Here is a 25,424-nt window from a genome sequence, read left to right on the forward strand (position 1 = left end):
GTTCTCGTCATCGCCTTCCTGTTACTGATGCCAACCAAAGTCGAACCGGTGGCCTGGACACCGCAACCGGCGCCCTCGCTGAAGGATGGAATCTATGCGCAGAACCAGCGGCTCAAAGGGGTGGTGAAAGTCGGCCCGAGTGACATCGAAGGGCCTGAAGCGCTGCTGCTGGAGGATGAATTCCTCATCACCGGTCTGCACGACGGTCGGCTGATCCGCAGCAGCCTCGATGGCGCGCAGCGCAAGGTGCTCGCGGACACTGGCGGCCGTCCCCTGGGTCTGGCACGCCACCCGAACGGCATGCTGGTGATCGCCGACGCGGTAAAAGGTCTGCTGTCCCTGGATGCACAAGGTCGGGTGATTCCCTTGACCACCGAAGCCAACGGTGTGCCGTTCGGTTTCACTGACGACGTAGCGATCGACAAGTCAGGGCACTACGCTTACTTCAGCGATGCGTCCAGCCGTTGGGGCTACGGCCATGACGGCGAGGCAATCATCGAACACGGCGCCGACGGTCGCTTGCTGCGCTACGACTTTCAGAGCGGCAAAACCAGCGTGCTGCTCGACAAGTTGCAATTCGCCAACGGCGTCACCCTTGGCCCCGACGAAGCCTATGTGCTGGTCAATGAAACCGGCGCCTATCGCATCAGCCGCTACTGGCTGAGCGGGCCGAAGGCTGGCACTCAAGACCTGTTTATCGACAACTTGCCGGGGCTGCCGGACAACCTCGCTTTCAATGGTAGCAATCGTTTCTGGGTGGCCTTGTATGCGCCGCGCAATGCGTTGCTCGATGTCACTGCCGAACACCCGTTCATGCGCAAGATGATCGTGCGGGCATTGATGGTGTTGCCCAAGCCTGTAGAGAAGCGCGGGTTCGTGTTGGCGCTGGATCTGGACGGCAAGGTGGTTGCCAATCTGCAGGATGCGGGCAGCGGCAACTACTCACCGATTACCACCGTGCGCGAGTATGGGCAGTGGTTGTATTTCGGCTCGTTGAAGGCCAGGCATATGGGCAGGATGGGGTTGGATTCGGCCCTGAAATGAGCCTGCTGGATTGGCGGGGAATGGACATGCGCCTTCGCGAGCAGGCTCGCTCCCACAGGGGGAACCCATTTCAAGGTGGGAGTGAGCCTGCTCGCGATAGCGGTCTGTCAGTTGCTGGATCTGTCAAACTTCTCCGGATCGTCGTCCTCCGGAAGCTCCTCGACAGCTTCTTCGGGATTGGCAGTGGTATGTGCCGGGCTGTTCGGTTCAGGACGGGTGGGAATCGGATCGAAACCGCCCTGCTCTTCACTGGGAAACTTCGGATCATTCATGAGGCACCTCGCAACGAGTCGATGGTTTGCAGACTCTGCACATTGGAGGTGCCGTTTGCGGTCACCGTTCCCTTCAGATGGCAACCACGGGTCGGTTGATTACTGTCCCGTCAGCGGCTGCCCGGCCAGTCGGGCGACAATGTCTTCTTTGGCAAGCACGCGTTTCTCTTTGAGTTTTTTCAAGTCGTCATCGCTGAGTGAATTAGCGTCCTCGGCCTCGACCACTTCCTTATCCACCGCGAAGTATTTATTCAACAACGAATCCAGTTTTGGATCCGCGGAGCGTTTGTGCTCGATCTCTTCCTTCTTGCAGCCCAAGTCCTGATACAGATCATGTGAAACCGGCATGAAACACCTCCATCAAAGTGATCGACAACCAGCGCGACCGATGCGCCGACTCGTTGTCAGCATGGCCTTGCACAATGGCTCCTGTCGACACCCTGTCAGACCAGCGGTTGCCGTTCGTCGCCCTGTCGTAAATGCGATAAAACCTTTCGCGCCCGCGCTCGCTCCATTGATTAACGCTCACAAAAACCTGCGTGGAGATACCAATGGACGGATTCAACCTGCGTCATCTTGCTCTGGCTGTTGCCCTGACTACCGCCATGGGCAGTGCGTTCGCCGCAACTGACAATGACTTTGTCGATAACGCTGCCGCTGGCGGCATCGCTGAAATCGAAACCAGCAAGCTGGCTCTGCAAAAAAGCCCATCAGCCGATATCAAAGCCTTCGCCAAGCAGATGATCACCGATCATACGAAGGCTAACGAAGAGCTGAAGAAAATCGCCCAAGCCAATGACATCGAAGTCCCTGACGACACCACCCTGGTCAAACAGGCCAAGGAAAAGATTCTCGACATGCGCGATGAATCCTTCGATGCGGCCTATGCCAACAACCAGGTCAAGGCTCACGAGGAAACTATCGAGCTGTTCAAGAAACAGGCGAATACCGTGACCGACGACAAGACCAAAGGCGCTACGGAACTGAAAGCGTTCGCGCAACAAATGCTACCCGCGCTGGAAACACACTTGGTCCATGCCAAAAAGTTGCAAGCCGACCACCCGAGCAAATAAGCACCGGGACAATGAAAAAGGCCGCATCCCTGGATGCGGCCTTTTTTCTGGTTCGCCCATTAACCGCCGTCTGTGTCGATATCAGCGTCGGTATCTTCCCCCGGTTCCGGCCGATCCGGGTCGGGCTTGAAGCCTGGGCTGAAGTCGTTGCTGTTATCGCTGTGATGCTGCTTCTGATCGACCTCGGTCGCTGCGCTGTCAGCCTGGCCTTGTTCAGCCGGCGCAGGGGTGTGTTGCCCCGGGGTCTGTGGGTCGATGGCCGGATCGTTGCGATTGATTGATGCAGAGGACTGATTTTGCTGTTGCGGCGCTTGCTCGTTCATATCCACCTCATTCATAGTCCCGCCTCCTTCTTCCAGCACCACTGGAAAACGTCGGGCATGCAGATTCGAAGCCTGGCGCCATGGATTCGTTCAAAAGATCGCCGCCTGTTGCCACGCCGACTAGAGTTACCGGGGCGTTCGACGCGACAGAAAAAATCATCGCAAGCCGACCAACTATTTCAAGCGGCAAATGTCAGTCAATCGCGCCGGTCATTTCGTTGAACCGGTCCTCTTTCGTAACGGAGCGACACGCACATGGCAGCACTGCAGAACAGCACAGTTGAAGCAATCAAGAACAACCAGACTCAACTGCTGAGCGAGTGGACCAAACGCCTCGAAGCCAGTGGCGCCACGCGCAACCTCAAAGAGCAAGACCTTGCCCAGCAAACCCGCGATCTGCTGAACCTGTTGCTGGCGGGTCTGGCAAACGGCAACGGCAGCAAGATCGCTGCCGCAGGTTGGGAAGATACTCGCCAGTTCCTTGAGAAGCTCTCCCAGAGTCGCGCCCTGCTCGGTCAGGACTCCCAGCAAACTGCCAACTTCATTTTCGCGCTCAAAGGGCCGATCTTTGCGTTGCTGCAGAATCATTATCAGGATCAACCGGCCCTGCTTGCCGAGCAACTGCTGGAAATGTCCGAACTGCTCGACACCGTCGGCATGCACACCATCGGCACTTTCCAGAAATCCCGCGAAGCGGTAATCAAGCGTCAGCAGGAAGAATTGCTCGAACTGTCGACCCCAGTGGTCAAGCTGTGGGACGGCGTTCTCGCGCTGCCGATGATCGGCACCCTCGACTCGCAGCGCACGCAAGTGGTGATGGAGTCGCTGCTGCAACGCATCGTCGACACCGGTTCGGAAATCGCCATCATCGACATCACTGGCGTACCGACCGTTGACACACTGGTCGCCCAGCACCTGCTGAAAACCGTGACCGCGATTCGCCTGATGGGCGCCGATTGCATCATCAGCGGCGTGCGTCCGCAAATTGCCCAGACCATCGTTCACCTGGGTCTGGATCTGCAAGGTGTCGTGACCAAGGCCAATCTGGCCGATGCGCTGAAACTGGCCCTGACTCGCCTGGGCATCAGCCTCGGCAAAGCGGTCTGAGCCGATGGAACGTATTCCGATTCTTCAAATGGGCGATTTGCTGCTGGTGACCATTCAGGTCGACATGCATGACCAGCTCGCCCTGACCCTGCAGGACGATCTGTCCGAGCGCATCAGCCGAACCTCGGCGCGTGGCGTGTTGATCGACATCTCCGCGCTGGACATGGTCGATTCGTTTATCGGGCGCATGATCGGCACGATTTCCGGCCTGTCGAAAATCATGGACGCCGAAACCGTGCTGGTCGGTATGCAACCGGCGGTGGCGATCACGCTCGTGGAGCTGGGTATGACCTTGCCGGGTGTCAGCACGGCACTGAACGTCGAACGCGGGATGAAACTGCTGCAGGATCGAGTACGCCTGCAATGACCGTACGCAGCAGCGGCACTCAACCCATTCTGATTGAGCAGGACGTCGTGCTGGCGCGCCAGACCACGCGCAAGCTCGCCACCGATTGCGGCATGCGCCTGATCGATCTGACCAAACTGGTGACCGCCGTCAGCGAGCTGGCGCGTAACACCATGGTCTATGGCGGTGGCGGCGACATGGACTGGCAGATCCTTGAGGAAAACGGCCGTGTCGGTTTGCGTCTGACCTTCCGCGACGAAGGCCCGGGCATCCCCGATATCAAACTGGCGATGACCGACGGCTGGACTTCCGGCAGTGGCCTCGGTTTGGGCCTGACCGGCGCCAAGCGCCTGGTCAATGAGTTCGAACTCGACACTGAGCCCGGCAAAGGCACGCGCATAACGATCACCCGATGGACATGAATATCACCGGGTCGCTGACCCAGGTTTTGCCGATCGAGGACAGCAGCCAGATCGGCCACGCCCGGCGCACCGCGCAAAAACTTGCCGAGCAACATGGTTTCGACGAAAACGATGCCGGGCGCGTGGCGCTGGTCGCCACGGAACTGGCCAGTAACGTACTCAAGCATGCCCAGCGCGGTGAGTTTCACCTGCGGCTGCTGGCGCGACCGGACCACGGCTTCGGCATCGAAATGCAGACCGTGGATCGTGCCCAGGGTTTTGATCTGGATGCGTGTCTGGCCGACGGTTTTTCCACCGGCGGCACCCAAGGCATCGGCCTCGGCGCAGTGTCGCGCCAGACCAACGTGTTTGATGTTTACGCTGACCAGCGTGGCGCTGTGCTGTTGGCGCGGATCTTTCCACGCAGCGATCGCCAGGCCGATATCCGCTTTGGTGTCAGCCAGCATTCGCTGCATGCCGATCCGGCCTGCGGTGATGTCTGGCATTTGTCGTATGAAGGATCGCGGATCAGCGCGCTGGTGGTCGATGGCCTCGGTCATGGCGAAGATGCCGAGCGCGCGGGCCTGGCCGGTGCACAGGCTTTCGCCCGGGCACCGTTTGCCGATCCTGTGGTATTGATGGAAGACCTGCATCAACAAATGCTCGGCACCCGTGGTGGCGCCGTGGCGTTTGCGCAATTTGACAGCCAGCGCGATGGCCTGACGTTCGCCGGTGTCGGTAATATCGGCGCCAGTCTGCTTGACGCTGGCAAGTCGCGCGGGCTGGCCTCGCATCCCGGCATCGTTGGCGGCCAATACCGTAAAGCCAAACCCTTTGACTATGCTCACGTAAACGGACATTTATTGATCATGTACAGCGACGGCTTACAGTCCCGTTGGAACCTTCAAGACTACCCCGGCCTGGTGCATCGCCATCCCGCTGTGATAGCCAGCGTTCTGCACCGTGACTTCTGTCGCGGTCGCGATGACGTTACGGTGCTGGTCGTTGCCCTGGAGGCCAGCCATGGCTGAGTCGACGACCTTGAGCCACGCCGAACAGGCCGCGCTCATCGCCCAGTTGCAGCGCGAAACCACGGCCCTGCGCGAAGAGCTCGATGAAACCAACCAGGGCGTGCTGGCGCTGTATGCCGAACTCGACAACCAGGCCGAGGAGCTGCGTCAGGCGTCGGATCTGAAAAGCCGCTTTCTGTCGTACATGAGCCATGAGTTCCGCACGCCGCTGGGCTCGATACTGAGCATCAACAGTCTGCTCGCCGACGAACTCGACGGCCCGCTCAGTCCGGAACAGCACAAGCAGGTGGCGTTCGTCAGCACCGCTGCCCGCGAGCTCAGTGACATGGTCGATGACCTGCTCGATCTGGCGAAAATCGAAGCCGGGCGCATCACCATCTCTCCGGCCTGGTTCGACATGTTCGACCTGTTCTCGGCACTGCGCGGCATGTTCCGTCCGATCGTCGACGCTACGGCAGTCGACCTGATCTTCGAAGAACCGCGCGGCCTGCCCCGTCTGTACACCGACGACAAGAAGCTCGGGCAGATCCTGCGCAACTTCATCTCCAACTCGCTGAAATTCACCACCCGTGGTGAAGTGCGGGTGTCGGCACGCATGGAGGGTGAAGACAAGGTTCGCTTCGCTGTCAGCGACACCGGCATCGGCATTGCGTCAGAACTGCACGACACGTTGTTCGAGGATTTCTCCCAGGTTGACTCGCCGTTGCAGAAACGCCTGCGCGGCACCGGGCTGGGTCTGTCGCTGTGCAAGCGTTTCGCTGCGTTGCTGGGCGGTGAAGTCGGGGTAGAGAGCACGCCTGGCGTCGGCTCGACGTTCTTTGTCATCATCCCGTTGGCAATCGCTCTGGAGAACGTCGATGAATCGTGACATCCGCCTGTTGATTGTCGATGACAACGTCGCCACCCGTTACGCGCTGCGTCGGCGCCTGGAGCGCCATGGCTACACGGTGCTCGAAGCCGGTACCGGCAGCGACGGTCTGGCCTTGATCGAGAGCGAAGCGCTCGATGCCTTGATCCTCGACGTCAACCTGCCGGACATGAGCGGTTTCGACATCGTCCGCCTGCTGCGCGCCGATCCTCAGACGGCACTGCTGCCGGTGATCCATGTTTCAGCGGCGTCGATCCAGACCGGAGACATCATCACCGGCCTCGACGCCGGTGCCGATGCTTATCTGATTCACCCGGTCGATCCCGACGTGCTTTTGGCAACGTTGCGCACGTTGCTGCGGGTGCGCGACACCGAAAATGCCTTGCGCGAAAGCGAGGCGCGTTTTCGCGAGATTTTTGCCAACGTTTCCGCACCGATCGCGGTGCTCGATGCCACGCTCAAAGTGCACGAATGCAATCATGCGTTCTCCCAGCTGATCGTCGACAACCGCGACCCGCAGGCTCTGCGCGAATGCTTCGCCGAGGACCAGTGCACGATTCTTGACGAACTGCGTCTGCGTCTGGTGGACGGCGAACGCTGGAAAGGCACGTTGAACATGCGCGTGCAGGGCGAAATCCGCGAGACGCAGTGGCAGATTTCGCCGTATCGCACGCCGGAACTGAGTCTGGTGTTCGTCGAGGACGTCACCGAGCACCGCCACCGCGAGCGCTCGCACCTGGCCCGGCTGGACGACACCACCACGCAGTTGGCCAAGGAAGTCGCCGAGCGGGTGCACGCCGAAGCACAGCTGCTGCAAGTACAGAAAATGGACGCGCTGGGCAAGCTCACCGGCGGTATTGCTCACGACTTCAACAATTTGCTCACCGGCATCATCACCAGCCTCGAATTGATTCAAAAGCGCGTTGCCGACCAGCGTCTGGACAAGGTCCAGTTCTACTCCGAAGCGGCGCTCAGTTCGGCGATGAGTGCGGCCTCGCTGACCCATCGTTTGCTCGCATTCGCACGTCAGCAGCCGCTCGATACCCGGCCGGTTGACATCAATGAACACGTCCGTTCGCTGGAAGAGTTGCTGGTGCGCACCATCGGTGAGCGCATCACCCTCAAGCTGGAACTGACCAACAAACCGGCGATTGCGCTGGTCGACCCGGTGCAGCTGGAAAGCGCCGTGCTGAACCTGGTGATCAACGCCCGCGATGCCCTGCCCTCGGGCGGCAATATCTGGGTCAACACCTACGCGGCCTATTCCCATGGCGATCCGAATCTGGCCGATGGTGCCTATGTCGCCCTGTCGGTACGCGACGATGGCACCGGCATCGAACACAACGTGATCGACAAGGTGTTCGAGCCGTTCTTCACCACCAAACCCTTGGGTCAGGGCACCGGGCTCGGCTTGTCAACCATCTATGGCTTCGCCCGTCAGTCGGGCGGTGACGCGCACATTCGCAGCGTCGCCCGGCGCGGCACCGAAGTGACCATCATGCTGCCCGGCACCAACGACCCGACCGGGGCTGACGCGCCTGTGCCCGTGCCTGACGCCAAAGGCAGTGGCGAGCATGTGCTGATCGTCGAAGACATGGCCACCGTGCGGTTGTTCGTCACCGAGGTGCTGGAAGATGCCGGCTATCGCTGCACGCAGGCGGCAGATATCGAATCGGCGCTGGAGCGTTTGCAGAATGACTCATCGATCAACCTGCTACTGACCGACGTCGGCCTGCCGCGCATGAGCGGCCGGGAATTGGCCGATGTCGCCCGCGGCTGGCGCGAAGGGCTGCCGATCCTGTTCATGACCGGCTACGCCGAAACCGCGATCAACCGCCAGGTCTTTCTCGGCAGCGGTATGGACATGTTGATCAAACCGTTCCAGATCAGCGAACTGCTGGACAAGGTCCGCCGCACCCTGGATGGCGCCTGACTCGACGCCCATCACTGACGAGAGACTACCGCCTCCTGTGGGAGCGAGCTTGCTCGCGAAGAAGCCCGTCCAGTCAGATCATCTGCGACTGACGCTCCGCTTTCGCGAGCAAGCTCGCTCCCACAGGGGATCTCGAGTGATTCTGCTGACTTTGGCGCCACTGTCATTGGCGCAAAGCCCGGGCGAGAAACGCCGCAGTCTTGCTCTTCTTGCTGGTCGCGACTTTCTGCGGTGTACCGGCGGCCACGATTCGGCCGCCCTGATCACCAGCCCCGGGGCCGATGTCGATTACCCAGTCGCTCTGCGCCACCACGCGCATTTCATGTTCGACCACGATCACCGTGTGCCCCGCCGTGACCAGTGTGTCCAACTGCTCCAACAGCCGGTCGACATCCCGCGGATGCAATCCCGTTGTCGGCTCATCCAGCACATACAACGTCGCGCCACGCTGGCTACGCTGCAATTCGGTGGCCAGTTTGATCCGTTGCGCCTCACCGCCGGACAGCTCCGTGGCCGGTTGCCCCAGGCGCAGATAGCCCAGGCCAATATCGCGCAAGACCTCCAGCGATCGACGAATCCCTGCCTGTTCGGCAAACACTGCCACCGCTTCATCGACGGTCAATTGCAGCACCTGGGCGATGCTCAAGCCCTGCCAGAGAATCGCCAGGGTCTGCGGGTTGTAGCGCGCGCCATGGCAGGTCGGGCACGGCGCATACACGCTGGGCATGAACAGCAATTCAACGCTGACAAAACCCTCGCCCTCGCACGTAGCGCAACGCCCCTTGGCGACGTTGAAGGAAAACTGCCCGGCGTCATATCCCGCTGCTTGCGCCTCGGGCGTGGCGGCGAACAGTTTGCGCACGTTATCGAACAGCCCGGTGTAGGTCGCCAGATTGGAACGCGGTGTGCGCCCGATCGGTTTCTGATCAACCTGCACCAGCCGCTTGATCGACTCCAGCCCGGCCGTGATCTGACCGGAACCGGGCGGCGGCGTATCGTCTTCCAGGCTGATTTCTTCCGGCTCTGCCTCAGCCACCGGACGCCCCAACTGCGCGCCAACCAGCTCCAGCAAGGCCTGACTGACCAGACTCGACTTGCCGGATCCCGACACACCGGTCACCGAGGTAAAGCAACCCAAGGGAAATTCGGCGCTGAGATTATTCAGGTTATTGCGGGTGACGCCGTCCAGCTTCAGCCAGCCCTGGGGCTTACGCGCGGGGCGAATGTCGCGTTGTTTTTCCGCAAACAGATAAGCGCGGGTCTGCGAGTCCTCAACTTCAGCGAGGCCGTCAGGCGGACCGCTGTACAACACCCGTCCGCCTTTCTCGCCCGCCGCCGGGCCCACATCGATCAACCAGTCGGCGCGGCGCATCGTCTCGACATCGTGCTCGACCACGAACAGCGTATTGCCGTCAGCCTTCAAGCGTTGCAGCGCCTCGAACAGCGCCTCGCCATCGGCCGGGTGCAAACCGGCGGACGGCTCGTCCAGCACATAAATCACTCCGAACAGCTGCGAACCCAATTGCGTGGCCAGGCGCAAGCGCTGCAACTCGCCCGAGGACAAGGTCGGCGTACTGCGCTCGAGCGCCAGATACCCCAAGCCGAGATCGGTAAGCGTACTGACTCGCTCGAGCAAATCTTCGGCGATGCGTTGCGCCGCCAGCCGTTTTTCCAGCGACAGGTTCGGCGTGTGCCGCACGTCCGGTGCGTTGGCATGACCACTGGCACCGTGGGCCACCCGCTGCTGGCGGGCCTCGCGGGTTTGCGCATGACTGAGGGTGTCGCTGCTCTCCTCGGCCTGTTCAAGGTAATTGCTCGCCGCCACCGGCCGCAGCACCTCGGCCACTTGCAGCAACGGCATCTGCGCCAGCTCACCGATGTCATAGCCGGCAAAGGTCACCGACAGTGCCTCGCGCTTCAGGCGTTTGCCGTCGCACAACGGGCACGGACTGCCGCGCATGAACTGCGAAACGCGCTTCTTCATCAGCGCACTTTGCGAATGAGTAAAGGTGTGCAGGATGTAACGCCGGGCGCCGGTAAAGGTGCCCTGATAACTCGGTTCCATCTTGCGCTTGAGGGCGACGCGGGTTTCCTCCGGGGTCAGCCCGGCGTACACCGGCACCGTTGGCGTTTCTTCGGTGAAGAGAATCCAGTCACGCTGTTTCTTCGGCAGTTTTTTCCAGGGAATATCGACGTCGATGCCCATGGTCACGAGGATGTCGCGCAGGTTTTGCCCCTGCCATGCCAGTGGCCAGGACGCCACGGCACGCTGGCGAATTGTCAGGTTCGGATCCGGTACCATCAGTGCTTCGGTCACTTCATAGACGCGGCCAAGTCCATGACACTCTGGGCATGCGCCCTGCGGCGTGTTCGGTGAAAAGTCCTCGGCGTAGAGCATTGGCTGTCCGGGCGGGTAACTGCCGGCGCGGGAATAGAGCATGCGGATCAGGCTCGACAAGGTGGTCACGCTGCCCACCGAGGAACGCGCACTGGGCGTACCCCGCTGCTGTTGCAGGGCCACGGCGGGCGGCAAGCCTTCGATGGAGTCGACATCCGGCACACCGACCTGGTCGATCAGACGCCGTGCATACGGCGCCACCGATTCGAAATACCGCCGTTGGGCCTCGGCGTACAGCGTGGAAAATGCCAGTGAGGACTTGCCTGAACCCGAGACGCCAGTGAACACCACCAGCGCATCGCGCGGGATGTCGACATCAACGTTCTTCAGGTTGTGTTCGCGGGCGCCGCGCACGCGAACCATGCCGACGGGTGCTTTGGAGTTGCGCTTGGAAGTCATCGGCCTGCCTTGATTGAGAAAACGGTGACAGCACTCGGCCTCAGGTGCCGAGCACCTCGCAAATCATCTGCAACAACGCTTGCGGACTGTAGGGTTTGCCGAGCAGATGCGTATCGGGGCTGAGCTGGTGGTCGCGGGAAATGATGTCGCGGGTGTGGCCGGAGGTAAACAGCACAGGCACCGGCGGCGTCTGCACCTTGGCCCAGGCGGCGAGATCCGAACTCTTGATCAGGCCGGGCATGACCACGTCGGTGAAGATCAGGTCGATCTCGATGCCTTCCAGCAACATCTGCATCGCGATATCGCCATTGCTGGCCGTCATGACCCGATAGCCTTCTTCGCGTAGCAACTCGACCGCCGAAGCGCGCACCGCGTCGTTGTCTTCCACCACCAGGAGCGTCTCGTGGCCACCGCCCTTGCGCTCGCCGACACTCGCCGACTCTTCGCGGATCGGGCGCAGACTGCGTGGAAAAAACAACTGCACCCGCGTGCCTTCGCCTACCTTGCTGTCGATCTCGACGTGGCCACCGCTCTGTTTGACGAAGCCGAAGACCATGCTCAAACCAAGCCCGGTCCCCTGCCCGTCGGCCTTGGTGGTGAAGAACGGCTCGAAGACCTGTTCGAGCATCTGCGGCGCGATGCCCACCCCGGTATCGCTGACCGCGACGCGAACATACTCACCGGCAGCGATGCCTTTGCCGGCACAGAATTCACCGTCCAGGCGCACGTTGGCGGCGTTGAGGCCGATCACGCCCTCGCCTTTCATTGCATCGCGGGCATTGATCGCCAGGTTGAGAATGGCGTTTTCCAACTGGTTGCGGTCGACGTTGATATGCCACGGCTGGGGCGGCAACTGCACGTCGATCTGAATGGTTTCGCCCAGGGCCCGCTGGAGCAACTCGCCGACCCCTTCGAAGATCTGCTGCGGGTTGCACACCGCAGGCGACAGCGGTTGACGTCGGGCAAACGCCAGCAATTGTGACGACAGCTTGGCACCCCGCTCGACGGCCGCCAGCGAAGCGCTGACGCGACGTTGCACGTTGGCATTGTCCGGCTCATGGCGGGCCAGCAAGTGAAGGTTGCCGGCGATGACCTGCAGCAGGTTATTGAAGTCGTGAGCGACACCACCGGTCAGGCCGCCGATGGCTTCAAGTTTTTGCGATTGACGCAATTGCTCTTCCGCAGCCAGTCGTGCATCCACTTCAGCGGCTACGCGCTGTTCGAGGTTGCGGGTGAATTTGAGCAGGGATTCTTCGGCGTTCTTGCGCTCATGAATGTCGATCAGCACGCCGGGGAAGCGAAAAGGTTTGCCGTGTTCATCGAACTCGCAGGCACCACTGGCCAACACCCATAAATACTGGCCGTCGGCGCGCTGCACGCGGTACTCGGCATTGTACGGATCGCCGGTGCGCACGCAGTGGGCGACCCGCTCCTGCACCCACAGGTGATCATCGGGATGAATGCGCGATTCGGCGATGTCTTGTGGCAGATCGCTCAAGTCCTGGTCTGGTGGATAGGAGAACGTCCGGGCAAAGCGCTCGTCGGCTGACAAACGATTGTTTTTTATGTCCCAGACAAACGAGCCCAGCAGCGCCCCGGCATTGAGTGCCAGACGCACGCGTTCGTTGTCGGCGCGGTAGGCATTTTCCGCCGCTTGGCGCAGGCGTTCGGAATGCACCAGTTCGGTGGTCTCGACCACCATCGCCATGACGCCGCCGGGCACGCCGTCATCGTTGGCCACCGGGCTGTAATACAAATCCATCCAGACGTCTTCCGGCACGCCATCGCGCAGCAATACCAATTCCTTGTTGCGGTAGGACAAGGTGCCGCCGGCCAGGCAGGTGTCGACAACGTGACGGTTGAATTCGGCGACTTCCGGCCAGCCGAGCTCTACCGGGGCGCCGAGCAGGTAAGGATGGCGCCCGCCGGCGAATTCGGAATAGGCGTCGTTGTAGATCATGTAACCGGCGTGGCCCCAAAGCATCACCATCGGCAACGGCGAAGCCAGCATCAGTTGCACGGTGCTGCACAGGCTGGCCGGCCAGTCGGCAAGCGGACCCAGTTCGGTGTGGCTCCAGTCGAACGCACGAATGCGTCCGGCCATTTCGCCTTTCCAGCCCTCACAGCCATGGCTTTCGGATAAAAACTGCATCGCCTGACTCAGTGTCCCTTTTGCGGTTTTCCGATTGATCGCAACGCTTGAGCTTCGCGATGCCCGTGTGTTTCGAGGCCTCGAAACCGCATTGGTTTCATTGGAGGTATAGTCGATTTCCAACACGGGCCGCTTCAGACGCCAATCAGGTGTTTAAGCGGGTGGTAGCCGGATTTCATTTTCGCGGCAACATCAAGGATTGCCTTCTCGATCCCGTTCAGATGCGTGCAGGTCAGCTCGATGGCCGCGCTCTGATTACCCGCTTCGATATACTCGAGCAAACGCAGGTGTTCATCGTCGCGGCAGGCTTCATGGCTGTCGTCGTCCAGCGCGGCAGCGTACAGCGAGGCGCGGGAAATCAGCTTCTGAAACCAGTCGAGCAACACCGGATTGTTCAGGCTGCGCGCCAGTTTGATGTGGAACTCGCCGAGCAGATGAATCAAGCGTTCGTGATCGCCGGCGGCATGGGCGGCATCTTCGAGCAACAAGTGCTCACGCAGATCCTGCAGCGCAACGACGTCTTTACGTCGACACAGTTCAGTGACGATGCCGATTTCGATCAGTCGCCGGGTTTCGAACAGCGAACGGATCTCTTCGTCACTGGGCAGCGACACCGATGCACCTTTGTTGGGCTCGGTGGTGACCAGGCCATCGGCCTCCAGTTGCTTGAGCGCAGCACGCACCGACGTGCGGCTGACATTGAACAGTTCGGCCAGCGAAGCCTCGCCCAGCTTCATCCCGGGACGCAGCGAACGCTTGCTGATCGCCGCGTAAACCCCTTGATAGACGCGGTCGACCGTGGTTTCCGGTTTCTTTTCGGTCATTCGAACACTCCTTTGGCGTCGGGCAGCCAGCCCTTCGCGGTGGCTGGCCATGGAAAAAGAGCGGCAGACGCAGATTAAACCGGGCATGTCCAAATTGCATTTATATATTGCATACCGGCGGGTGATGGCGCTGAGCATCGACCAGTTGCGGGAGGTCGTTTTGGCGAGGTGTTGGATTATCTGCCGAACCACTCGTTGCGAGCGTGGGCAGTAGCGAACGGATCTGGCTTTGCGCCAGATGAACCGACAGACAACCCATTCCCTTGTGGGAGCGAGCTTGCTCGCGAAAGCGTTGTGTCAGTCAACATCACCGTTGAATGACCCACCGTTTTCGCGAGCAGGCTCGCTCCCAGAGGAATTTATGGTGTGTTCTCAGTCGGTGCCGTACTTCGGCGAACGCGGTCCATACAGCAGACCCGCCGGGTGGCCGGCCGACAGCAGACGATTGCTCGCCACACCGGCAATCGGGTAACCGGCATCGGTGGAGCTGTTGATGATCTGCTTCACCGCGGCAGTGATGAGCATGCCGATCAACCCACCGCCACCGTTGTTGCCACCCTCTTCACTCGAAGCCCGCGCCGCGCCGGTCCAGAGCGTGGTGCCACTTTTCAGGTCGACCAGTTTCGCCGTCGCCGTTACTGCAGTTTCACTGCTGATCACCATGTAACGCGTACCGTACTCGGTCACGGTGATGTACAGCGCCGCGTCCGCACCGAAGATTTCCTTGAGCTTGGCAGGCGGCGCCTGGTGGATGTCATCCGGGGTGGTCAGGCCGTTCTGGCGGAACGTTTCGTCTACCAGCGTGATCGGCAATACGTAGTAACCGGCTTCAGCGAGGGGAAAAGTCACCTGCGACAGCAGGCTGTACGAGGCCTTCACATCCGGCGAGGTGTTCAGCGGTGGCAGCACCAGAATGGTCTTGGGCCGCGCCTGTTTGTAGGCCGCGTAATCCACGGTCTTGGGCGCGACACAGCCGCCCAGCAAGGTCAGAGCCAATGCGGCGGCGAACAGTTTCAAGGTACGCGAGATCATTGCACGGCTCCGGCCTTGGCGTTTTTAAGCAGAAAATCCATATAGGTACCGGACTCGGGAAACAGCGCTTTCTCGGTGTTGAACTGCTGCACCATCTGGTCGTCCTTGCCCATGCTCAGATAGAGCAAACCAAGGTGCGCGTGATAACCCGGCGGCACAGCCTTGCCGGTGGAACGAATCTTCTGCAGATCACGTTCGAGTGCTTCGGCCTGAGCCTCTTTCGGCTCTTCACCTTTGAAGTATTCGTAGACCTGGGGCTCGTAGCCTTCCCATTGATAGAGGGTTTTGGGGCCCGCACAACCGGCCAGCAAAGTGCTGGCAGCCAGGGTCAGCGCTATCAGCGAGCGCGAAAAAATCGGGTTCATGGGTATTGCTCCTTGCAGTAGGCAGTGATCAGTTGCCCGGTTTCCAGGCGCCAGCGTTCATGCCATCGACCAGACGATTGATCGCCTCGCGCATGGCCAGATCGAGGACTTTGCCGTTGAGTGTCGAGTCGTAGGCAGCAGTGCCGCCGAAGCCGATGATTTCGCGATTGGACAAGGCGTACTCGCCGGCGCCCTGGGTCGAATAGACCACTTCCGAGGTGCTGATGTTGACGATGTTGAGGTTGACCTTCGCGTAGGCGACCTGGGTCTTGCCACGGCCGAGAATGCCGAACAACTGGTGATCACCGGTCTCTTTGCGGCCAAACTCGGTGACATCACCGGTTACCACGTAATCGGCACCCTTGAGGCGCTGGGCCTGGCCCTTGATGGTTGCTTCCTGCTGGATTTCGCCCATGTTGTCGCGGTCCAGCACAGAGAAGCGATTGGTCTGCTGCAAGTGGGTGATCAGAATGGTCTTGGCTTGACCGCCGAGACGATCAACACCATCGGAAAAGATCCCGCGCATATAGCTGGAGCGGTTGTCGAACTTGCCCACCGCCATCGGCACGCGAGCGCCGGTCCAGACTTGCGACGCACTTTCAACCTTCGCCACCGGCAGCGCGCGGGAGCTTTCGGTGGCGCAGCCGGCCAGTGTCGTCGCGAGGGTGCCCAGCACGGCGATGGCGACGCCTGAAACCAGCATCCGGGAGATCATTCTCATTGAATATTCCTTTGAAAAACGCAGATGTCCCGGCGCGACAATGCGCTCGGGAGCTGAAAAGGGGCCGCAGTATGACAAAGTGCCATCATTGAGAACAGGTTTTTTTGGCGCCAGCAGATTGGCTGGACCGGCCGTATCCAGATCCACTGTGGGAGCGAGCCTGCTCGCGAAAGCGGCGTGTCAGACGAATCATCTCTGACTGATCAATCGCTTTCGCGAGCAGGCTCGCTCCTACAGGGTTGGGTGTTTGGCTTGGGGGACAGGAATCAGTGGAAATCGCGGCTCTGCACATGAATGCCGTTGAGCAGCGGGGTCAGGTCGCTCATGCGTCCGGCGATCAGGTGGCGGACGTCGCCTTCGCGTTCCCAGCGGCCATCGACCTTGAGCAATTGCGAGCCGACCAGCACTTGCCGTTGGCGCTCGGCCAGGTCACGCCAGACCACCACGTTGACGTTGCCGAACTCGTCTTCCAGGGTCACGAACGTCACGCCGCTGGCCGTGCCGGGGCGCTGCCGTCCGGTGACCAGCCCGGCCACGCTTACTGGCCGGCCATGTTCAATGTCCATTAATTCCCGCGAGCTGCGGCAACGTCGGGCCTGCAATTCGCCACGCAGCAACGCCAGCGGATGCGGCCCCAGCGTGGTGCCCACCGTGGCGTAATCGGCGTGCAGGTCTTCGCCAACGCTGGGTTTGGGCAGGACGATTTGCGCTTCTTCTGTGCCGGGCAGCCCGGCGAACAGGCCAAGTTGTTGCTGCACCCCCGCCACTTCCCAGCGCGCGCGATGGCGATGCCCGGCAAGACCGCGCAAGGCGCCGGAGTCTGCCAATAACGCCTGCGCACGGCTGTCGAGGGACGCCCGCTCGCCCAGGTCGGCAACATCGGCAAACGCCCCGTGGCGGCGCGCCGCTTCGATGCGTCGGGCGTCCTCTTCGCGAAAGCCTTTGATCATGCGCAGGCCCATGCGGATCGCCGGTTGCCCGGCACTCAGCGGTTCGAGGCTGCAATCCCAGTCGCTGGCCCGTACGTCCACCGGGCGGATCTGCAAATGATGCCGGCGTGCATCCTGAAGAATCTGGTCGGGGCTATAGAAGCCCATCGGCCAGCTGTTGATCAGTGCACAAGCGAACGCCGCCGGTTCATGACACTTGAGCCAGCAACTGGCATAGGTCAGCAAAGCGAAACTGGCAGCGTGGGATTCGGGAAAGCCGTAACTGCCGAAACCCTTGATCTGCTCGAAAATCTGCGCGGCGAATTCCGGCGTGTAGCCGTTCTTCTGCATGCCGGCGGCGAGACGTTCCTTGTGCGGTTCCAGTCCGCCATGGCGTTTCCACGCGGCCATCGAACGGCGCAACTGGTCGGCCTCGCCGGGGCTGTAGTCCGCGGCGACGATGGCGATCTGCATGACCTGTTCCTGGAACAGCGGCACGCCCAGGGTTCTTTCCAGCACGACTTTGAGCGCAGGCGACGGATAGCTTTCCGCCTCCTCCTTGTTGCGCCGACGCAGGTACGGATGAACCATGCCGCCCTGAATCGGCCCCGGGCGGACGATCGCCACTTCGATCACCAGATCGTAGAAGGTCTTTGGTTTCAGGCGTGGCAGCATCGACATCTGCGCGCGCGATTCGATCTGGAACACGCCGACGGTATCGGCGCGGCTGATCATGTCGTAGGTCGGTTTGTCTTCGGGCGGAATCGTCGCGAGAGTCAGATCCAGATCGCGATGACGGCGCAGCAGATCGAAGCAGCGGCGAATCGCACTGAGCATGCCCAAGGCCAGGATATCCACCTTGAGCAGGCCGACCGCATCGAGGTCGTCCTTGTCCCACTGAATGATGGTGCGGTCGGCCATCGCCGCGTTTTCGACCGGCACCAGGGTGTCCAGCGGTTGTTCGGAAATCACGAAACCGCCGGGGTGCTGCGACAGGTGCCGGGGGAAGCCGATCAGTTGCCCGGTCAGGCTCAATACCCGGCGCAGCACCGGGCTGTCCGGATCGAAGCCGCCTTCGCGCAGACGTTCCAGCGGGGGTGTTTCGTCGCTCCAGCGGCCGCAGCATTCGGCCAATGCGTTGATCTGATCCGGCGGCAGGCCCAAGGCCTTGGCCACATCGCGCACGGCGCCGGTGGCGTGATAGGTGCTGACCACCGCTGTCAGCGCCGCGCGCTGGCGACCATAACGGTTGAACACGTATTGCAGGACTTCTTCACGGCGCTCGTGCTCGAAATCGACATCGATGTCCGGCGGCTCATTGCGTTCTTTCGACATGAAGCGTTCGAACAGCAGCGTAGTGCGATCCGGATCGATCTCGGTGATGCCCAAGGCAAAGCACACCGCCGAGTTGGCCGCCGAACCGCGCCCCTGGCAAAGGATTTTCTGCTCGCGGGCAAAGCGCACAACGTCGTGCACGGTGAGGAAGTAGCTTTCGTAGCCGAGCTCGGCGATCAGCTTCAATTCTTTGTTGATCTGCCTCAGCACCTTGAAGGGTGCGCCTTTTTCCCAGCGCCAGGCGATACCTTGTCTGGTCAGATGCCGCAGCCATGAACTGGCGCTGTGGCCCACGGGCACCAGCTCTTTCGGGTAGTGATATTTCAACTCGCCAAGTTCGAAGGTGCAGCGGCGGGCCAGATTTACCGACTCTTCAAGCAAGGCCGGCGGATATAACTCGTGCAGCCCATGGAGGCAGCGCAAATGCCGCTCGCCATTGGGGTGCAGACGCAAACCCGCTTCGGCCACCGGCACGTGATGCCGGATCGCGGTCATGGTGTCCTGCAAGGCGCGGCGACCCCGGGCGTGCATGTGCACATCGCCGCTGGCCACTGCTGGAATGTGCAGCTCAGCCGCCAGATTCAACAATGCTGCGAGCCGCTGCTGATCGTTCTGTCCGCGATGCAGTTGCACCGCCAGCCACAGGCGTTCGCCGAAGGCCTGTTTCAGCCAGCGTCCCTCTTGCCGGTCATCCAGTGAGTCCGGCACCCACAACACCAGCAAACCCGGCAGCGCTTGGTCGAAGTCTTCGCGCAGCACCTGATACTGGCCTTTCTGCGTGCGCCGCCGGGCACGGGTGATCAAGCCGCACAGCGCCTGATAACCGGCAAGGTTTTCCACCAGCAGCACCAGTTTCGGGCCATTGTCGATGCGAATTTCGCTGCCGATGATCAGCGGCAAGTCGACGGACTTCGCCGCTTGCCACGCGCGGACGATCCCGGCCAGGGTGCATTCGTCGGTGATCGCCAGCGCCTGATAACCGTGTTGTTTTGCCCGCTGAAACAGCTCCAGCGCACTGGAAGCACCGCGCTGGAAACTGAAGTTCGACAGGCAATGCAGTTCGGCGTAATCGGCGCTCACGCGAACCAACCCTGCAACCACAGCGGACCGCCCTCGCCCACGGCGCGCCAGGCCCAGCCCTGCTGACCGGCGCGGTTCTGGATCAGGTAATAATCGCGCCGCACGTCGCCACCGTCCCACCAACCGGACTCAATACGCTCTGGCCCCATGAGAATCCGCGCCGAACCTTCCGCTACGCTCTGCGGTTCGCTGAGCAGCCAGCCGGGACGCTGCACGCCGGGCAAACCGGTGCAGGGCTGTTTGTCGACAGTGTTCTGCCACGCACACTCGGGGCGGTGGTCGGCCTGAAAGCGCAGCCCATGCACCGCATCATCGCCCAGCCGTGCGCGCAGGCGTTCGCGCAGTTGCTCCCAGGGCAAGGTCTGCTGCGGGCGGTCGTCGAACAGCTCCTGATACTGCGGGACGAAACTCGGCAGGTCTTCGGCGCGCAAACGAAAGCCGCGCACTGGCGCCTCGACCTGCACTTGCTCCAGCCGCCCGCGTGCCAGTTCGAACAGCATCGCCGCGTCACGTTCGGCACTGAGCAGGCCGACCTTTATTACCGTGTCCGCCAGCCCGGCGTGTTCCAGATGCAGGTCGAAACGCTGTACACCGCTGTCGCGCCCGCAGAGGAACGCCGACAGATCGCCGGTCAGACGCCGTAACGGGAACAGCAAGGCTTGGTGAGATTGCACGTCGAAATTGAGTTCGATGCGGCTATCGAAACGATCCGGCGGCAGGTAGAACGCCAGCGCCAGCGGTCGTGCGCCGAACAGTGTGTCGAGGTGCTTGAGCATCTGCGCCTCGAAGCGCCGGGCCAGGGCCTGACGTGGCAGGCTTTGTACTTGAGCGAGATTGCGCAGGCCCATACGTGACAACGCCGTGGCCACATTCGGCTCGAGCCCGACACGGTCGACCGGCAATTGCCCGAGGTGATGCTGCAAGGCTTGGCCGTCCGGTACCACCAGGCCATCGTAGGCATTGGCCAGCACCCGCGCCGCCACCGGATTCGGCGCGGCAACGATGCGATGACGAAAGCCCAGCTCAGTCAGTTCCTGGCGCAGGCGTGCTTCGAATTGTGGCCAGGTGCCGAACAGACCGAGGCTCGATTCAATCTCGAATACCACGGTGCGCGGGTAATGCACGCTGACCTGGGCGCTGAACCGATAGGCCCACGCGGCGAGAAACTGCTGCCAGTGTTCGACCTCCGCCACCTCGTAATCTGCCGTGGCAAAGCCTTTGCTCATGGCCTGGGCGGCGGTCATTGACATCCCCGGCCGCAGGCCAAGTTTGCGCGCCGCCGGATTCACCGCTTGCAGCACCCGGCGCTGGGCCGGGCCATTGAGCAGCACCAGTGGCTCGTCAGGGTCCGGCCGCTGACGCTGTACGGCGTCGAGGGCCAATTGCGGAAACAGAATACATACCCAGCGCATGACGATCAGTGCCCCACGGTAAAGGCAATCGGCGCCGCACGGGCCAACCCGCCACGGCATTTGAGCACGCGCAGCTGTGCCGGTCTGGCATCGATGGCGATCCGTAACGCTGCTGGTGACGGGTTGATTGCTTCGCTCAACGGTCGCCAGGCAAACGCCAGGGTCTGGCCGGTTTCCGCCGCCACCTGCAAACGTCGCAACGCACGGTCATCGGCCTTGTTGGGCCAGCACAGCACCGCGCCGCAACTGCCCGAACGCAGACACTGCTCTGCTGCCCACAAGGCGTCGCGCTCGCTGGCCTGAATCACCGACAACTGGCGCAAGTCGACCCCGGCACTGGCCCAGGCTTGCGGATACGGCACGAACGGCGGAGCCACCAGCACGATGCGTTCGCCCGCCGCCGACAGCCGCGCCAGCGTCGGCCAGACCAGTTGCAGCTCACCGACCCCGGGGCCGGCAAGGAGGATTTCGCTCAGTGCCGCTTCCGGCCAGCCGCCGCTGGGCAGGGCCGCGTCCAGCGCCGCATGCCCGGTCGGCTGCGGGCTGGCCGCCGGTGGCGCAGGCCGGCCGCGCCAGACCTGGCCGCCATTGAACAGCGTATCCAGTGCAACGACGGCGCCCATCAGCCTTGCCTCACCAGACCACAGAACACGCCTTCGATGGCCAGATCCTGGTCATCACGCACGACAATCGCCCGATAAGCCGGGTTGCGCGGCAACAGGCGCACTTGATCACCAACCCGTTCGAAGCGTTTGATGGTGACCTCACCGTCCAGACGCGCGACGACGATCTGCCCATTGAGCGCCTCGGGATTGCGCCGCACACCGACCAGATCGCCGTCGAGGATGCCGTCCTCGATCATCGAGTCGCCCTGCACCCGCAACATGTAATCCGGAGTGCGCGAGAACAGCGCCGGGTCGAGCATCAAGCGGTTATGAATATCGGCATCGGCACCGATCGGCGTACCGGCGGCCACACGACCGAGCACAGGGATTTCCAGCAGTTCCGGGCGCGACTGTTGCCCGAGCAGGCGAATGCCCCGGGCCTGATGCGCATTGACCTCGATGAAACCGGCTTCGGTGAGCGCCAGCACATGCTTGCGCGCCACGCTGCGCGAGGCAAAACCAAAAGCCTCGCTGATTTCAGCGAGGCTTGGGGGCTGACCGTGTTCGGCGATGCGTTCGCGGATAAAGGTCAGGATGGCGGTACGGCGGGGAGTCATATTGGTCATGGAGTACATTTGTACTCCTGTAGGAATTTGCTGACAAGAACCGCCAGTCGGCGTAGGAGCTGCCGAAGGCTGCGATCTTTTGATCTTGCTTTTAAAAGTCAAAGTCAAAAGATCGCAGCCTCGTTTCACTCGTCAGCTCCTACAGAATCCTCAGGTCTCTGTAAGAATGCGCAGAGGCGAAGAATCAAGTTGCGCCAGATACGCCCACGGGTAAATCCCGCGTTGGTGGCCATCGCTGAACACCAGTTGCACGCCATACCCCTGCGGGTTGAGTTCGATCAGCCGAACACGATCATCCACCAGCGGCGTGACGCCGCGCAGGCGAAATGCGCGGCATTGCGAGCACGGGCATTGCCGGCGCAGAACGGCATGCTTGAGCAGCGATTCACTGCCATCCGGCCAGCTCAGCCGTAACGTGCGCTCGCTTTGCGAATTGCCTACCGACAAGGGATTCATTGCAACTGACTCAAGGCAATGCGCACGGCTTTGCGCACTTCCGGATCGCCGTCGTCCTGCGCCGCCTGCAACGCAGCCACGGCACCGCGGTCATTCAATTCACCGAGGGCCAGTGCGGCTTCCTTGCGCAGGTTGCTGATGCGGTGGCCGAGGGTGTCGATCAGCGCGTCCAGCGCCGGAGCGAAGCGCAAGCGACCGAGACTGCGGGTGGCACGCAGGCGCACTTGCCAGTAATCGTCGCTCAACGCTTCGACCAGGGCCGGGCCGGCATCGGTGTGGCCGACCTTGCCCAGCGTGGTCGCGGCTTCTTCGCGCACTTGCCACGCTGTGTCCTGCAAGGCCTGGCGCAGCGCGGGCAGCACTTCGGCACTGCTGGCCAGACCGAGCGCACCGGTGGCGGCGCGGCGCACTTCGGTGTCCGGGTCGTCACTGGCCAGTCGCGCCAAGGCTGGCAGCGCGTCGAGTTGCTTGAGCCAGCCGAGCACGCCCACCGCTTCACGCCGCACATTGGCATCGGCGTCGTTCAGCGCGGCGATGGCCGCCGGCGCGGCCTCGGCGAAACGCAATTCACGCAACGCGCGAAATGCCGCGATGCGCACGCTGACATCGGCATGCGCGGTCCACGGCAAAATCAGCCGCCCTGCCGCTTCAGTCTTGAGCTGGCTCAGACTCTGCGCCGCCGCTGATTGCACGGCGGGCGACGGATCGGTCAGCGCTTCGCACAAGGCTTGCACGACCGCTTCCTCTTCCCAGGCTTCCAGCAGACGCGCAGCTTCAGCACGGACTTCCTCGGCGGAATCCTGGCGCAGGCGATCGACCAGCCAGAGCAAGCCATCGGGCTCTTCCAGATCGGCCAGATCAATCAGCGCAATGCGCCGCACGCCGGCATCGTCGGCGGTCAGGCGCGGTTGCAGGGCGAGAATGTCAGCGTTGTCGGTCAAAGCAAAAATTTCGGTCATAGGGCAAATCGCGGCAAAGGGTTTTCAGGAGGCAGACCGAGCGGATTGAGGCGCGGCAGCGGGCGGTCGTTGTCGTTGCGCAGCAGGTCGAGACAGTGGCGTTTGAGGCGGGCGAACTCTAGGCTGGTCACCAGTTCACTGGTGCGCGGACGCGGGAAATCCAGACGCAGGTCTTCGATGATCCGTCCCGGCCGTGCGCTCATCACCAGCAAGCGATCGGCGAGAAACAGCGCCTCGTCGATGTCATGCGTGACAAACACCACGGTGGTGCGGATGCGCGTCCAGATGTCCAGCAGCAGTTCCTGCATGTTCAGACGGGTCAACGCATCCAGCGCGCCGAACGGCTCGTCCATCAGCAGCAGACGCGGACGATTGATCAGCACCCGGGCGATCTCGACCCGTTGTTGCATACCGCCGGAAAGTTGATCCGGCCAGCGCTCGGCGAAGCCTTCAAGGCCGACCAGTTTGAGAATGTCATCAGCAGCGCGACGCCGCTCGGCCTTGCCGATACCGCGCATTTTCAGGCCGAAGGCGACGTTGTCGCGCACCGTGCGCCACGGGAACAGCGTGTGATGCTGGAACACCATGCCGCGCTGCGGTGACGGTTCGGCCACAGCAGCACCATCGACTTTCAGGCTGCCGGTGTTTGCACTCAAGTGCCCGGCCAGGGCACCGAGCAACGTCGATTTGCCGCAACCGGACGGGCCGAGAATACACACGAACTGGCCGGGTTCGATTTGGCAGTCGAGCCCTTGCACCGCTTCGAAAGCCTCGCGCCCCTGGCCGAGAACGATGGACAACTGACGGATATCGATCCGCCCTTGCGCAGTTTGCATCACGCTCATCAGGCTTTGCCTCGCGGTCGATGCCAAGGCGTGAAGACCCCGCCCAGGCGTTTGATCAGCCAACTGCTGCCCATGCCCAACACACCAATCAGGAGCATGCCGACGACGATGTCGGCGTAGTTCTGGATGGTGTAGGACTCCCAGGTGTAATAACCGATGCCGAACTGCCCGGAGATCATTTCCGCTGTCACCAGGCAGAACCACGAAGTGCCCATGCCGATCGCAAGGCCAGTGATGATGCTCGGCGCCGCGCCCGGCAGAACCACCTCCACAAGAATCGCCCGGCGCCCTGCCCCGAGGCTTTTGGCTGAGGCGATCAGGCGGGGATCGACGCCTTCGACACCGTGCACCGTATTGAGCAGGATCGGGAACAGCGCGCCGGTGAAGGTGATGAAGACCATCGACAACTCCGAGGACGGAAACATCAGGATTGCCAGCGGAATCCACGCGACGGCGGGGATTGGCCGCAGGACTTCCAGTGGCGGCAGCAGAAGGTCTTCGGCCCATTTCGAACGACCGATGGCCACGCCCAGGGCGATGCCGATCAGCAGTGCGGCGAGGTAGCCGGCAAAGACGCGGCCGAGACTGCTGCTCAAGTGCTGCCAGAGTTTGCCGGAGTCGCCCAGGCCCAGCGCTGCTTCGATGACAGCCAGTGGCGTCGGTACGTTGGCGAAGGTCACCAGGCCGAGGTTCCAGTGATGGCTGGCGGCGAGTTGCCAGAAGAGCAGGCAGAGCAGCAGTGAGGACGTTTTTGGAATCCAACGCAAATAAGATCTGAACACAATAATTCCTCTCACCGGGATCCTTGTAGGAGCTGCCAAAGGCTGCGATCTTTTGATCTTGATCTTGAAAAACAAAGTCAAAAGATCGCAGCCTTCGGCAGCTCCT

Annotated in this window: 25 protein-coding genes; 8 read left to right on the top strand and 17 right to left on the bottom strand. The window is 61.6% G+C overall.

Going from position 1 to position 25,424, the window contains the following annotated elements:
- The first annotated feature begins 27 nt into the window (after positions 1–27).
- The gene (locus tag VNV36_RS12500; protein WP_414705511.1) at positions 28–1,044 is read left to right on the top strand and encodes an SMP-30/gluconolactonase/LRE family protein; all 1,017 of its coding nucleotides are present in this window, start codon (positions 28–30) and stop codon (positions 1,042–1,044) included.
- Positions 1,045–1,151: 107 nt separating this feature from the next.
- On the opposite strand, the gene VNV36_RS12505 is transcribed toward VNV36_RS12500, so the two are convergent.
- Complete coding sequence (locus tag VNV36_RS12505) at positions 1,152–1,316, bottom strand: hypothetical protein (RefSeq protein WP_325718025.1); 165 nt, start codon at positions 1,314–1,316, stop codon at positions 1,152–1,154.
- 99 nt (positions 1,317–1,415) lie between these two features.
- The gene (locus tag VNV36_RS12510) at positions 1,416–1,664 is read right to left on the bottom strand and encodes a hypothetical protein (RefSeq protein ID WP_325718026.1); all 249 of its coding nucleotides are present in this window, start codon (positions 1,662–1,664) and stop codon (positions 1,416–1,418) included.
- A gap of 203 nt (positions 1,665–1,867) precedes the next feature.
- On the opposite strand from VNV36_RS12510, the gene VNV36_RS12515 reads away from it, so the two are divergent.
- The gene (locus tag VNV36_RS12515; protein WP_325718027.1) at positions 1,868–2,389 is read left to right on the top strand and encodes a DUF4142 domain-containing protein; all 522 of its coding nucleotides are present in this window, start codon (positions 1,868–1,870) and stop codon (positions 2,387–2,389) included.
- 59 nt (positions 2,390–2,448) lie between these two features.
- Here VNV36_RS12515 and VNV36_RS12520 read toward each other — a convergent pair whose 3' ends face one another.
- A complete protein-coding gene (locus tag VNV36_RS12520) occupies positions 2,449–2,712 on the bottom strand; it encodes a hypothetical protein (RefSeq protein ID WP_325718155.1) in 264 nt (87 codons plus the stop codon).
- Positions 2,713–2,967: 255 nt separating this feature from the next.
- Between VNV36_RS12520 and VNV36_RS12525 the strand changes: the two genes are divergently transcribed.
- The 6 genes from VNV36_RS12525 to VNV36_RS12550 are packed head-to-tail and all read left to right on the top strand — an operon-like array spanning position 2,968 to position 8,398.
- Positions 2,968–3,819 carry an STAS domain-containing protein gene (locus tag VNV36_RS12525; protein WP_325718028.1) on the top strand — a complete coding sequence of 284 codons (852 nt, stop codon included), beginning with the start codon at positions 2,968–2,970 and terminating at the stop codon, positions 3,817–3,819.
- A 4-nt stretch (positions 3,820–3,823) separates the two neighbouring features.
- Positions 3,824–4,186, top strand: a complete 363-nt coding sequence (locus tag VNV36_RS12530) for an STAS domain-containing protein (RefSeq protein ID WP_090283199.1) — start codon at positions 3,824–3,826, stop codon at positions 4,184–4,186.
- Positions 4,183–4,587, top strand: a complete 405-nt coding sequence (locus VNV36_RS12535) for an anti-sigma regulatory factor (protein ID WP_325718029.1) — start codon at positions 4,183–4,185, stop codon at positions 4,585–4,587. Before VNV36_RS12530 ends, VNV36_RS12535 begins: the two co-directional genes overlap by 4 nt.
- Complete coding sequence (locus VNV36_RS12540; RefSeq protein WP_325718156.1) at positions 4,584–5,597, top strand: ATP-binding protein; 1,014 nt, start codon at positions 4,584–4,586, stop codon at positions 5,595–5,597. Before VNV36_RS12535 ends, VNV36_RS12540 begins: the two co-directional genes overlap by 4 nt.
- Positions 5,590–6,465: a sensor histidine kinase gene (locus tag VNV36_RS12545; RefSeq protein ID WP_325718030.1), complete on the top strand. Its 876-nt coding sequence runs from the start codon at positions 5,590–5,592 to the stop codon at positions 6,463–6,465. Before VNV36_RS12540 ends, VNV36_RS12545 begins: the two co-directional genes overlap by 8 nt.
- Positions 6,455–8,398 carry a PAS domain-containing hybrid sensor histidine kinase/response regulator gene (locus VNV36_RS12550; RefSeq protein WP_325718031.1) on the top strand — a complete coding sequence of 648 codons (1,944 nt, stop codon included), beginning with the start codon at positions 6,455–6,457 and terminating at the stop codon, positions 8,396–8,398. Before VNV36_RS12545 ends, VNV36_RS12550 begins: the two co-directional genes overlap by 11 nt.
- Before the next feature lie 163 nt (positions 8,399–8,561).
- On the opposite strand, the gene VNV36_RS12555 is transcribed toward VNV36_RS12550, so the two are convergent.
- From VNV36_RS12555 to VNV36_RS12620, 14 genes are all read right to left on the bottom strand, one after another.
- Positions 8,562–11,195, bottom strand: coding sequence for an excinuclease ABC subunit UvrA (locus tag VNV36_RS12555; protein WP_325718032.1), 2,634 nt, complete (start codon positions 11,193–11,195; stop codon positions 8,562–8,564).
- Between the two features lie 40 nt (positions 11,196–11,235).
- Positions 11,236–13,347, bottom strand: a complete 2,112-nt coding sequence (locus tag VNV36_RS12560) for an ATP-binding protein (protein ID WP_325718033.1) — start codon at positions 13,345–13,347, stop codon at positions 11,236–11,238.
- A gap of 134 nt (positions 13,348–13,481) precedes the next feature.
- A complete protein-coding gene (locus VNV36_RS12565) occupies positions 13,482–14,171 on the bottom strand; it encodes a GntR family transcriptional regulator (RefSeq protein WP_325718034.1) in 690 nt (229 codons plus the stop codon).
- Positions 14,172–14,543: 372 nt separating this feature from the next.
- Complete coding sequence (locus tag VNV36_RS12570) at positions 14,544–15,203, bottom strand: DUF799 domain-containing protein (protein ID WP_325718035.1); 660 nt, start codon at positions 15,201–15,203, stop codon at positions 14,544–14,546.
- A complete protein-coding gene (locus tag VNV36_RS12575; RefSeq protein WP_325718036.1) occupies positions 15,200–15,568 on the bottom strand; it encodes a DUF4810 domain-containing protein in 369 nt (122 codons plus the stop codon). Before VNV36_RS12575 ends, VNV36_RS12570 begins: the two co-directional genes overlap by 4 nt.
- 28 nt (positions 15,569–15,596) lie before the next feature.
- A complete protein-coding gene (locus tag VNV36_RS12580) occupies positions 15,597–16,283 on the bottom strand; it encodes a CsgG/HfaB family protein (RefSeq protein ID WP_414705512.1) in 687 nt (228 codons plus the stop codon).
- A 272-nt stretch (positions 16,284–16,555) separates the two neighbouring features.
- Positions 16,556–19,654: an error-prone DNA polymerase gene (locus VNV36_RS12585; RefSeq protein WP_325718037.1), complete on the bottom strand. Its 3,099-nt coding sequence runs from the start codon at positions 19,652–19,654 to the stop codon at positions 16,556–16,558.
- Positions 19,630–21,045 carry a Y-family DNA polymerase gene (locus VNV36_RS12590; RefSeq protein ID WP_325718038.1) on the bottom strand — a complete coding sequence of 472 codons (1,416 nt, stop codon included), beginning with the start codon at positions 21,043–21,045 and terminating at the stop codon, positions 19,630–19,632. The genes VNV36_RS12585 and VNV36_RS12590 overlap by 25 nt, the downstream gene beginning before the upstream one ends.
- A 5-nt stretch (positions 21,046–21,050) precedes the next feature.
- Positions 21,051–21,668, bottom strand: a complete 618-nt coding sequence (imuA, locus tag VNV36_RS12595) for a translesion DNA synthesis-associated protein ImuA (protein ID WP_325718039.1) — start codon at positions 21,666–21,668, stop codon at positions 21,051–21,053.
- On the bottom strand, positions 21,668–22,285 hold the full coding sequence (lexA, locus tag VNV36_RS12600; protein ID WP_325718040.1) for a transcriptional repressor LexA: 618 nt from the start codon (positions 22,283–22,285) through the stop codon (positions 21,668–21,670). The genes imuA and lexA overlap by 1 nt, the downstream gene beginning before the upstream one ends.
- Before the next feature lie 141 nt (positions 22,286–22,426).
- Positions 22,427–22,732 (bottom strand): DUF971 domain-containing protein, encoded by a 306-nt coding sequence (locus VNV36_RS12605; RefSeq protein WP_325718041.1) that lies wholly within the window; start codon positions 22,730–22,732, stop codon positions 22,427–22,429.
- On the bottom strand, positions 22,729–23,691 hold the full coding sequence (locus VNV36_RS12610) for a HEAT repeat domain-containing protein (protein ID WP_325718042.1): 963 nt from the start codon (positions 23,689–23,691) through the stop codon (positions 22,729–22,731). The genes VNV36_RS12605 and VNV36_RS12610 overlap by 4 nt, the downstream gene beginning before the upstream one ends.
- Positions 23,688–24,536, bottom strand: a complete 849-nt coding sequence (locus VNV36_RS12615; RefSeq protein ID WP_325718043.1) for an ABC transporter ATP-binding protein — start codon at positions 24,534–24,536, stop codon at positions 23,688–23,690. The genes VNV36_RS12610 and VNV36_RS12615 overlap by 4 nt, the downstream gene beginning before the upstream one ends.
- Entirely contained in the window at positions 24,536–25,318 is a 783-nt protein-coding gene (locus VNV36_RS12620; RefSeq protein WP_325718044.1) for an ABC transporter permease, read from the bottom strand. The genes VNV36_RS12615 and VNV36_RS12620 overlap by 1 nt, the downstream gene beginning before the upstream one ends.
- Positions 25,319–25,424: the final 106 nt, after the last annotated feature.

Origin of the sequence: Pseudomonas sp., from assembly GCF_035554175.1 — a bacterium.
Classification (GTDB): Bacteria; Pseudomonadota; Gammaproteobacteria; order Pseudomonadales; family Pseudomonadaceae; genus Aquipseudomonas.

Excerpts from the sequence above, each read along its gene's own strand:
- VNV36_RS12500 (WP_414705511.1), top strand. The coding sequence starts at position 28 with ATGCCAACCAAAGTCGAACCGGTGGCCTGGACACCGCAACCGGCGCCC.
- VNV36_RS12505 (WP_325718025.1), bottom strand. The coding sequence starts at position 1,316 with ATGAATGATCCGAAGTTTCCCAGTGAAGAGCAGGGCGGTTTCGATCCG.
- VNV36_RS12510 (WP_325718026.1), bottom strand. The coding sequence starts at position 1,664 with ATGCCGGTTTCACATGATCTGTATCAGGACTTGGGCTGCAAGAAGGAA.
- VNV36_RS12515 (WP_325718027.1), top strand. The coding sequence starts at position 1,868 with ATGGACGGATTCAACCTGCGTCATCTTGCTCTGGCTGTTGCCCTGACT.
- VNV36_RS12520 (WP_325718155.1), bottom strand. The coding sequence starts at position 2,712 with ATGAACGAGCAAGCGCCGCAACAGCAAAATCAGTCCTCTGCATCAATC.
- VNV36_RS12525 (WP_325718028.1), top strand. The coding sequence starts at position 2,968 with ATGGCAGCACTGCAGAACAGCACAGTTGAAGCAATCAAGAACAACCAG.
- VNV36_RS12530 (WP_090283199.1), top strand. The coding sequence starts at position 3,824 with ATGGAACGTATTCCGATTCTTCAAATGGGCGATTTGCTGCTGGTGACC.
- VNV36_RS12535 (WP_325718029.1), top strand. The coding sequence starts at position 4,183 with ATGACCGTACGCAGCAGCGGCACTCAACCCATTCTGATTGAGCAGGAC.
- VNV36_RS12540 (WP_325718156.1), top strand. The coding sequence starts at position 4,584 with ATGAATATCACCGGGTCGCTGACCCAGGTTTTGCCGATCGAGGACAGC.
- VNV36_RS12545 (WP_325718030.1), top strand. The coding sequence starts at position 5,590 with ATGGCTGAGTCGACGACCTTGAGCCACGCCGAACAGGCCGCGCTCATC.
- VNV36_RS12550 (WP_325718031.1), top strand. The coding sequence starts at position 6,455 with ATGAATCGTGACATCCGCCTGTTGATTGTCGATGACAACGTCGCCACC.
- VNV36_RS12555 (WP_325718032.1), bottom strand. The coding sequence starts at position 11,195 with ATGACTTCCAAGCGCAACTCCAAAGCACCCGTCGGCATGGTTCGCGTG.
- VNV36_RS12560 (WP_325718033.1), bottom strand. The coding sequence starts at position 13,347 with ATGCAGTTTTTATCCGAAAGCCATGGCTGTGAGGGCTGGAAAGGCGAA.
- VNV36_RS12565 (WP_325718034.1), bottom strand. The coding sequence starts at position 14,171 with ATGACCGAAAAGAAACCGGAAACCACGGTCGACCGCGTCTATCAAGGG.
- VNV36_RS12570 (WP_325718035.1), bottom strand. The coding sequence starts at position 15,203 with ATGATCTCGCGTACCTTGAAACTGTTCGCCGCCGCATTGGCTCTGACC.
- VNV36_RS12575 (WP_325718036.1), bottom strand. The coding sequence starts at position 15,568 with ATGAACCCGATTTTTTCGCGCTCGCTGATAGCGCTGACCCTGGCTGCC.
- VNV36_RS12580 (WP_414705512.1), bottom strand. The coding sequence starts at position 16,283 with ATGATCTCCCGGATGCTGGTTTCAGGCGTCGCCATCGCCGTGCTGGGC.
- VNV36_RS12590 (WP_325718038.1), bottom strand. The coding sequence starts at position 21,045 with ATGCGCTGGGTATGTATTCTGTTTCCGCAATTGGCCCTCGACGCCGTA.
- imuA (WP_325718039.1), bottom strand. The coding sequence starts at position 21,668 with ATGGGCGCCGTCGTTGCACTGGATACGCTGTTCAATGGCGGCCAGGTC.
- lexA (WP_325718040.1), bottom strand. The coding sequence starts at position 22,285 with ATGTACTCCATGACCAATATGACTCCCCGCCGTACCGCCATCCTGACC.
- VNV36_RS12605 (WP_325718041.1), bottom strand. The coding sequence starts at position 22,732 with ATGAATCCCTTGTCGGTAGGCAATTCGCAAAGCGAGCGCACGTTACGG.
- VNV36_RS12610 (WP_325718042.1), bottom strand. The coding sequence starts at position 23,691 with ATGACCGAAATTTTTGCTTTGACCGACAACGCTGACATTCTCGCCCTG.
- VNV36_RS12615 (WP_325718043.1), bottom strand. The coding sequence starts at position 24,536 with ATGAGCGTGATGCAAACTGCGCAAGGGCGGATCGATATCCGTCAGTTG.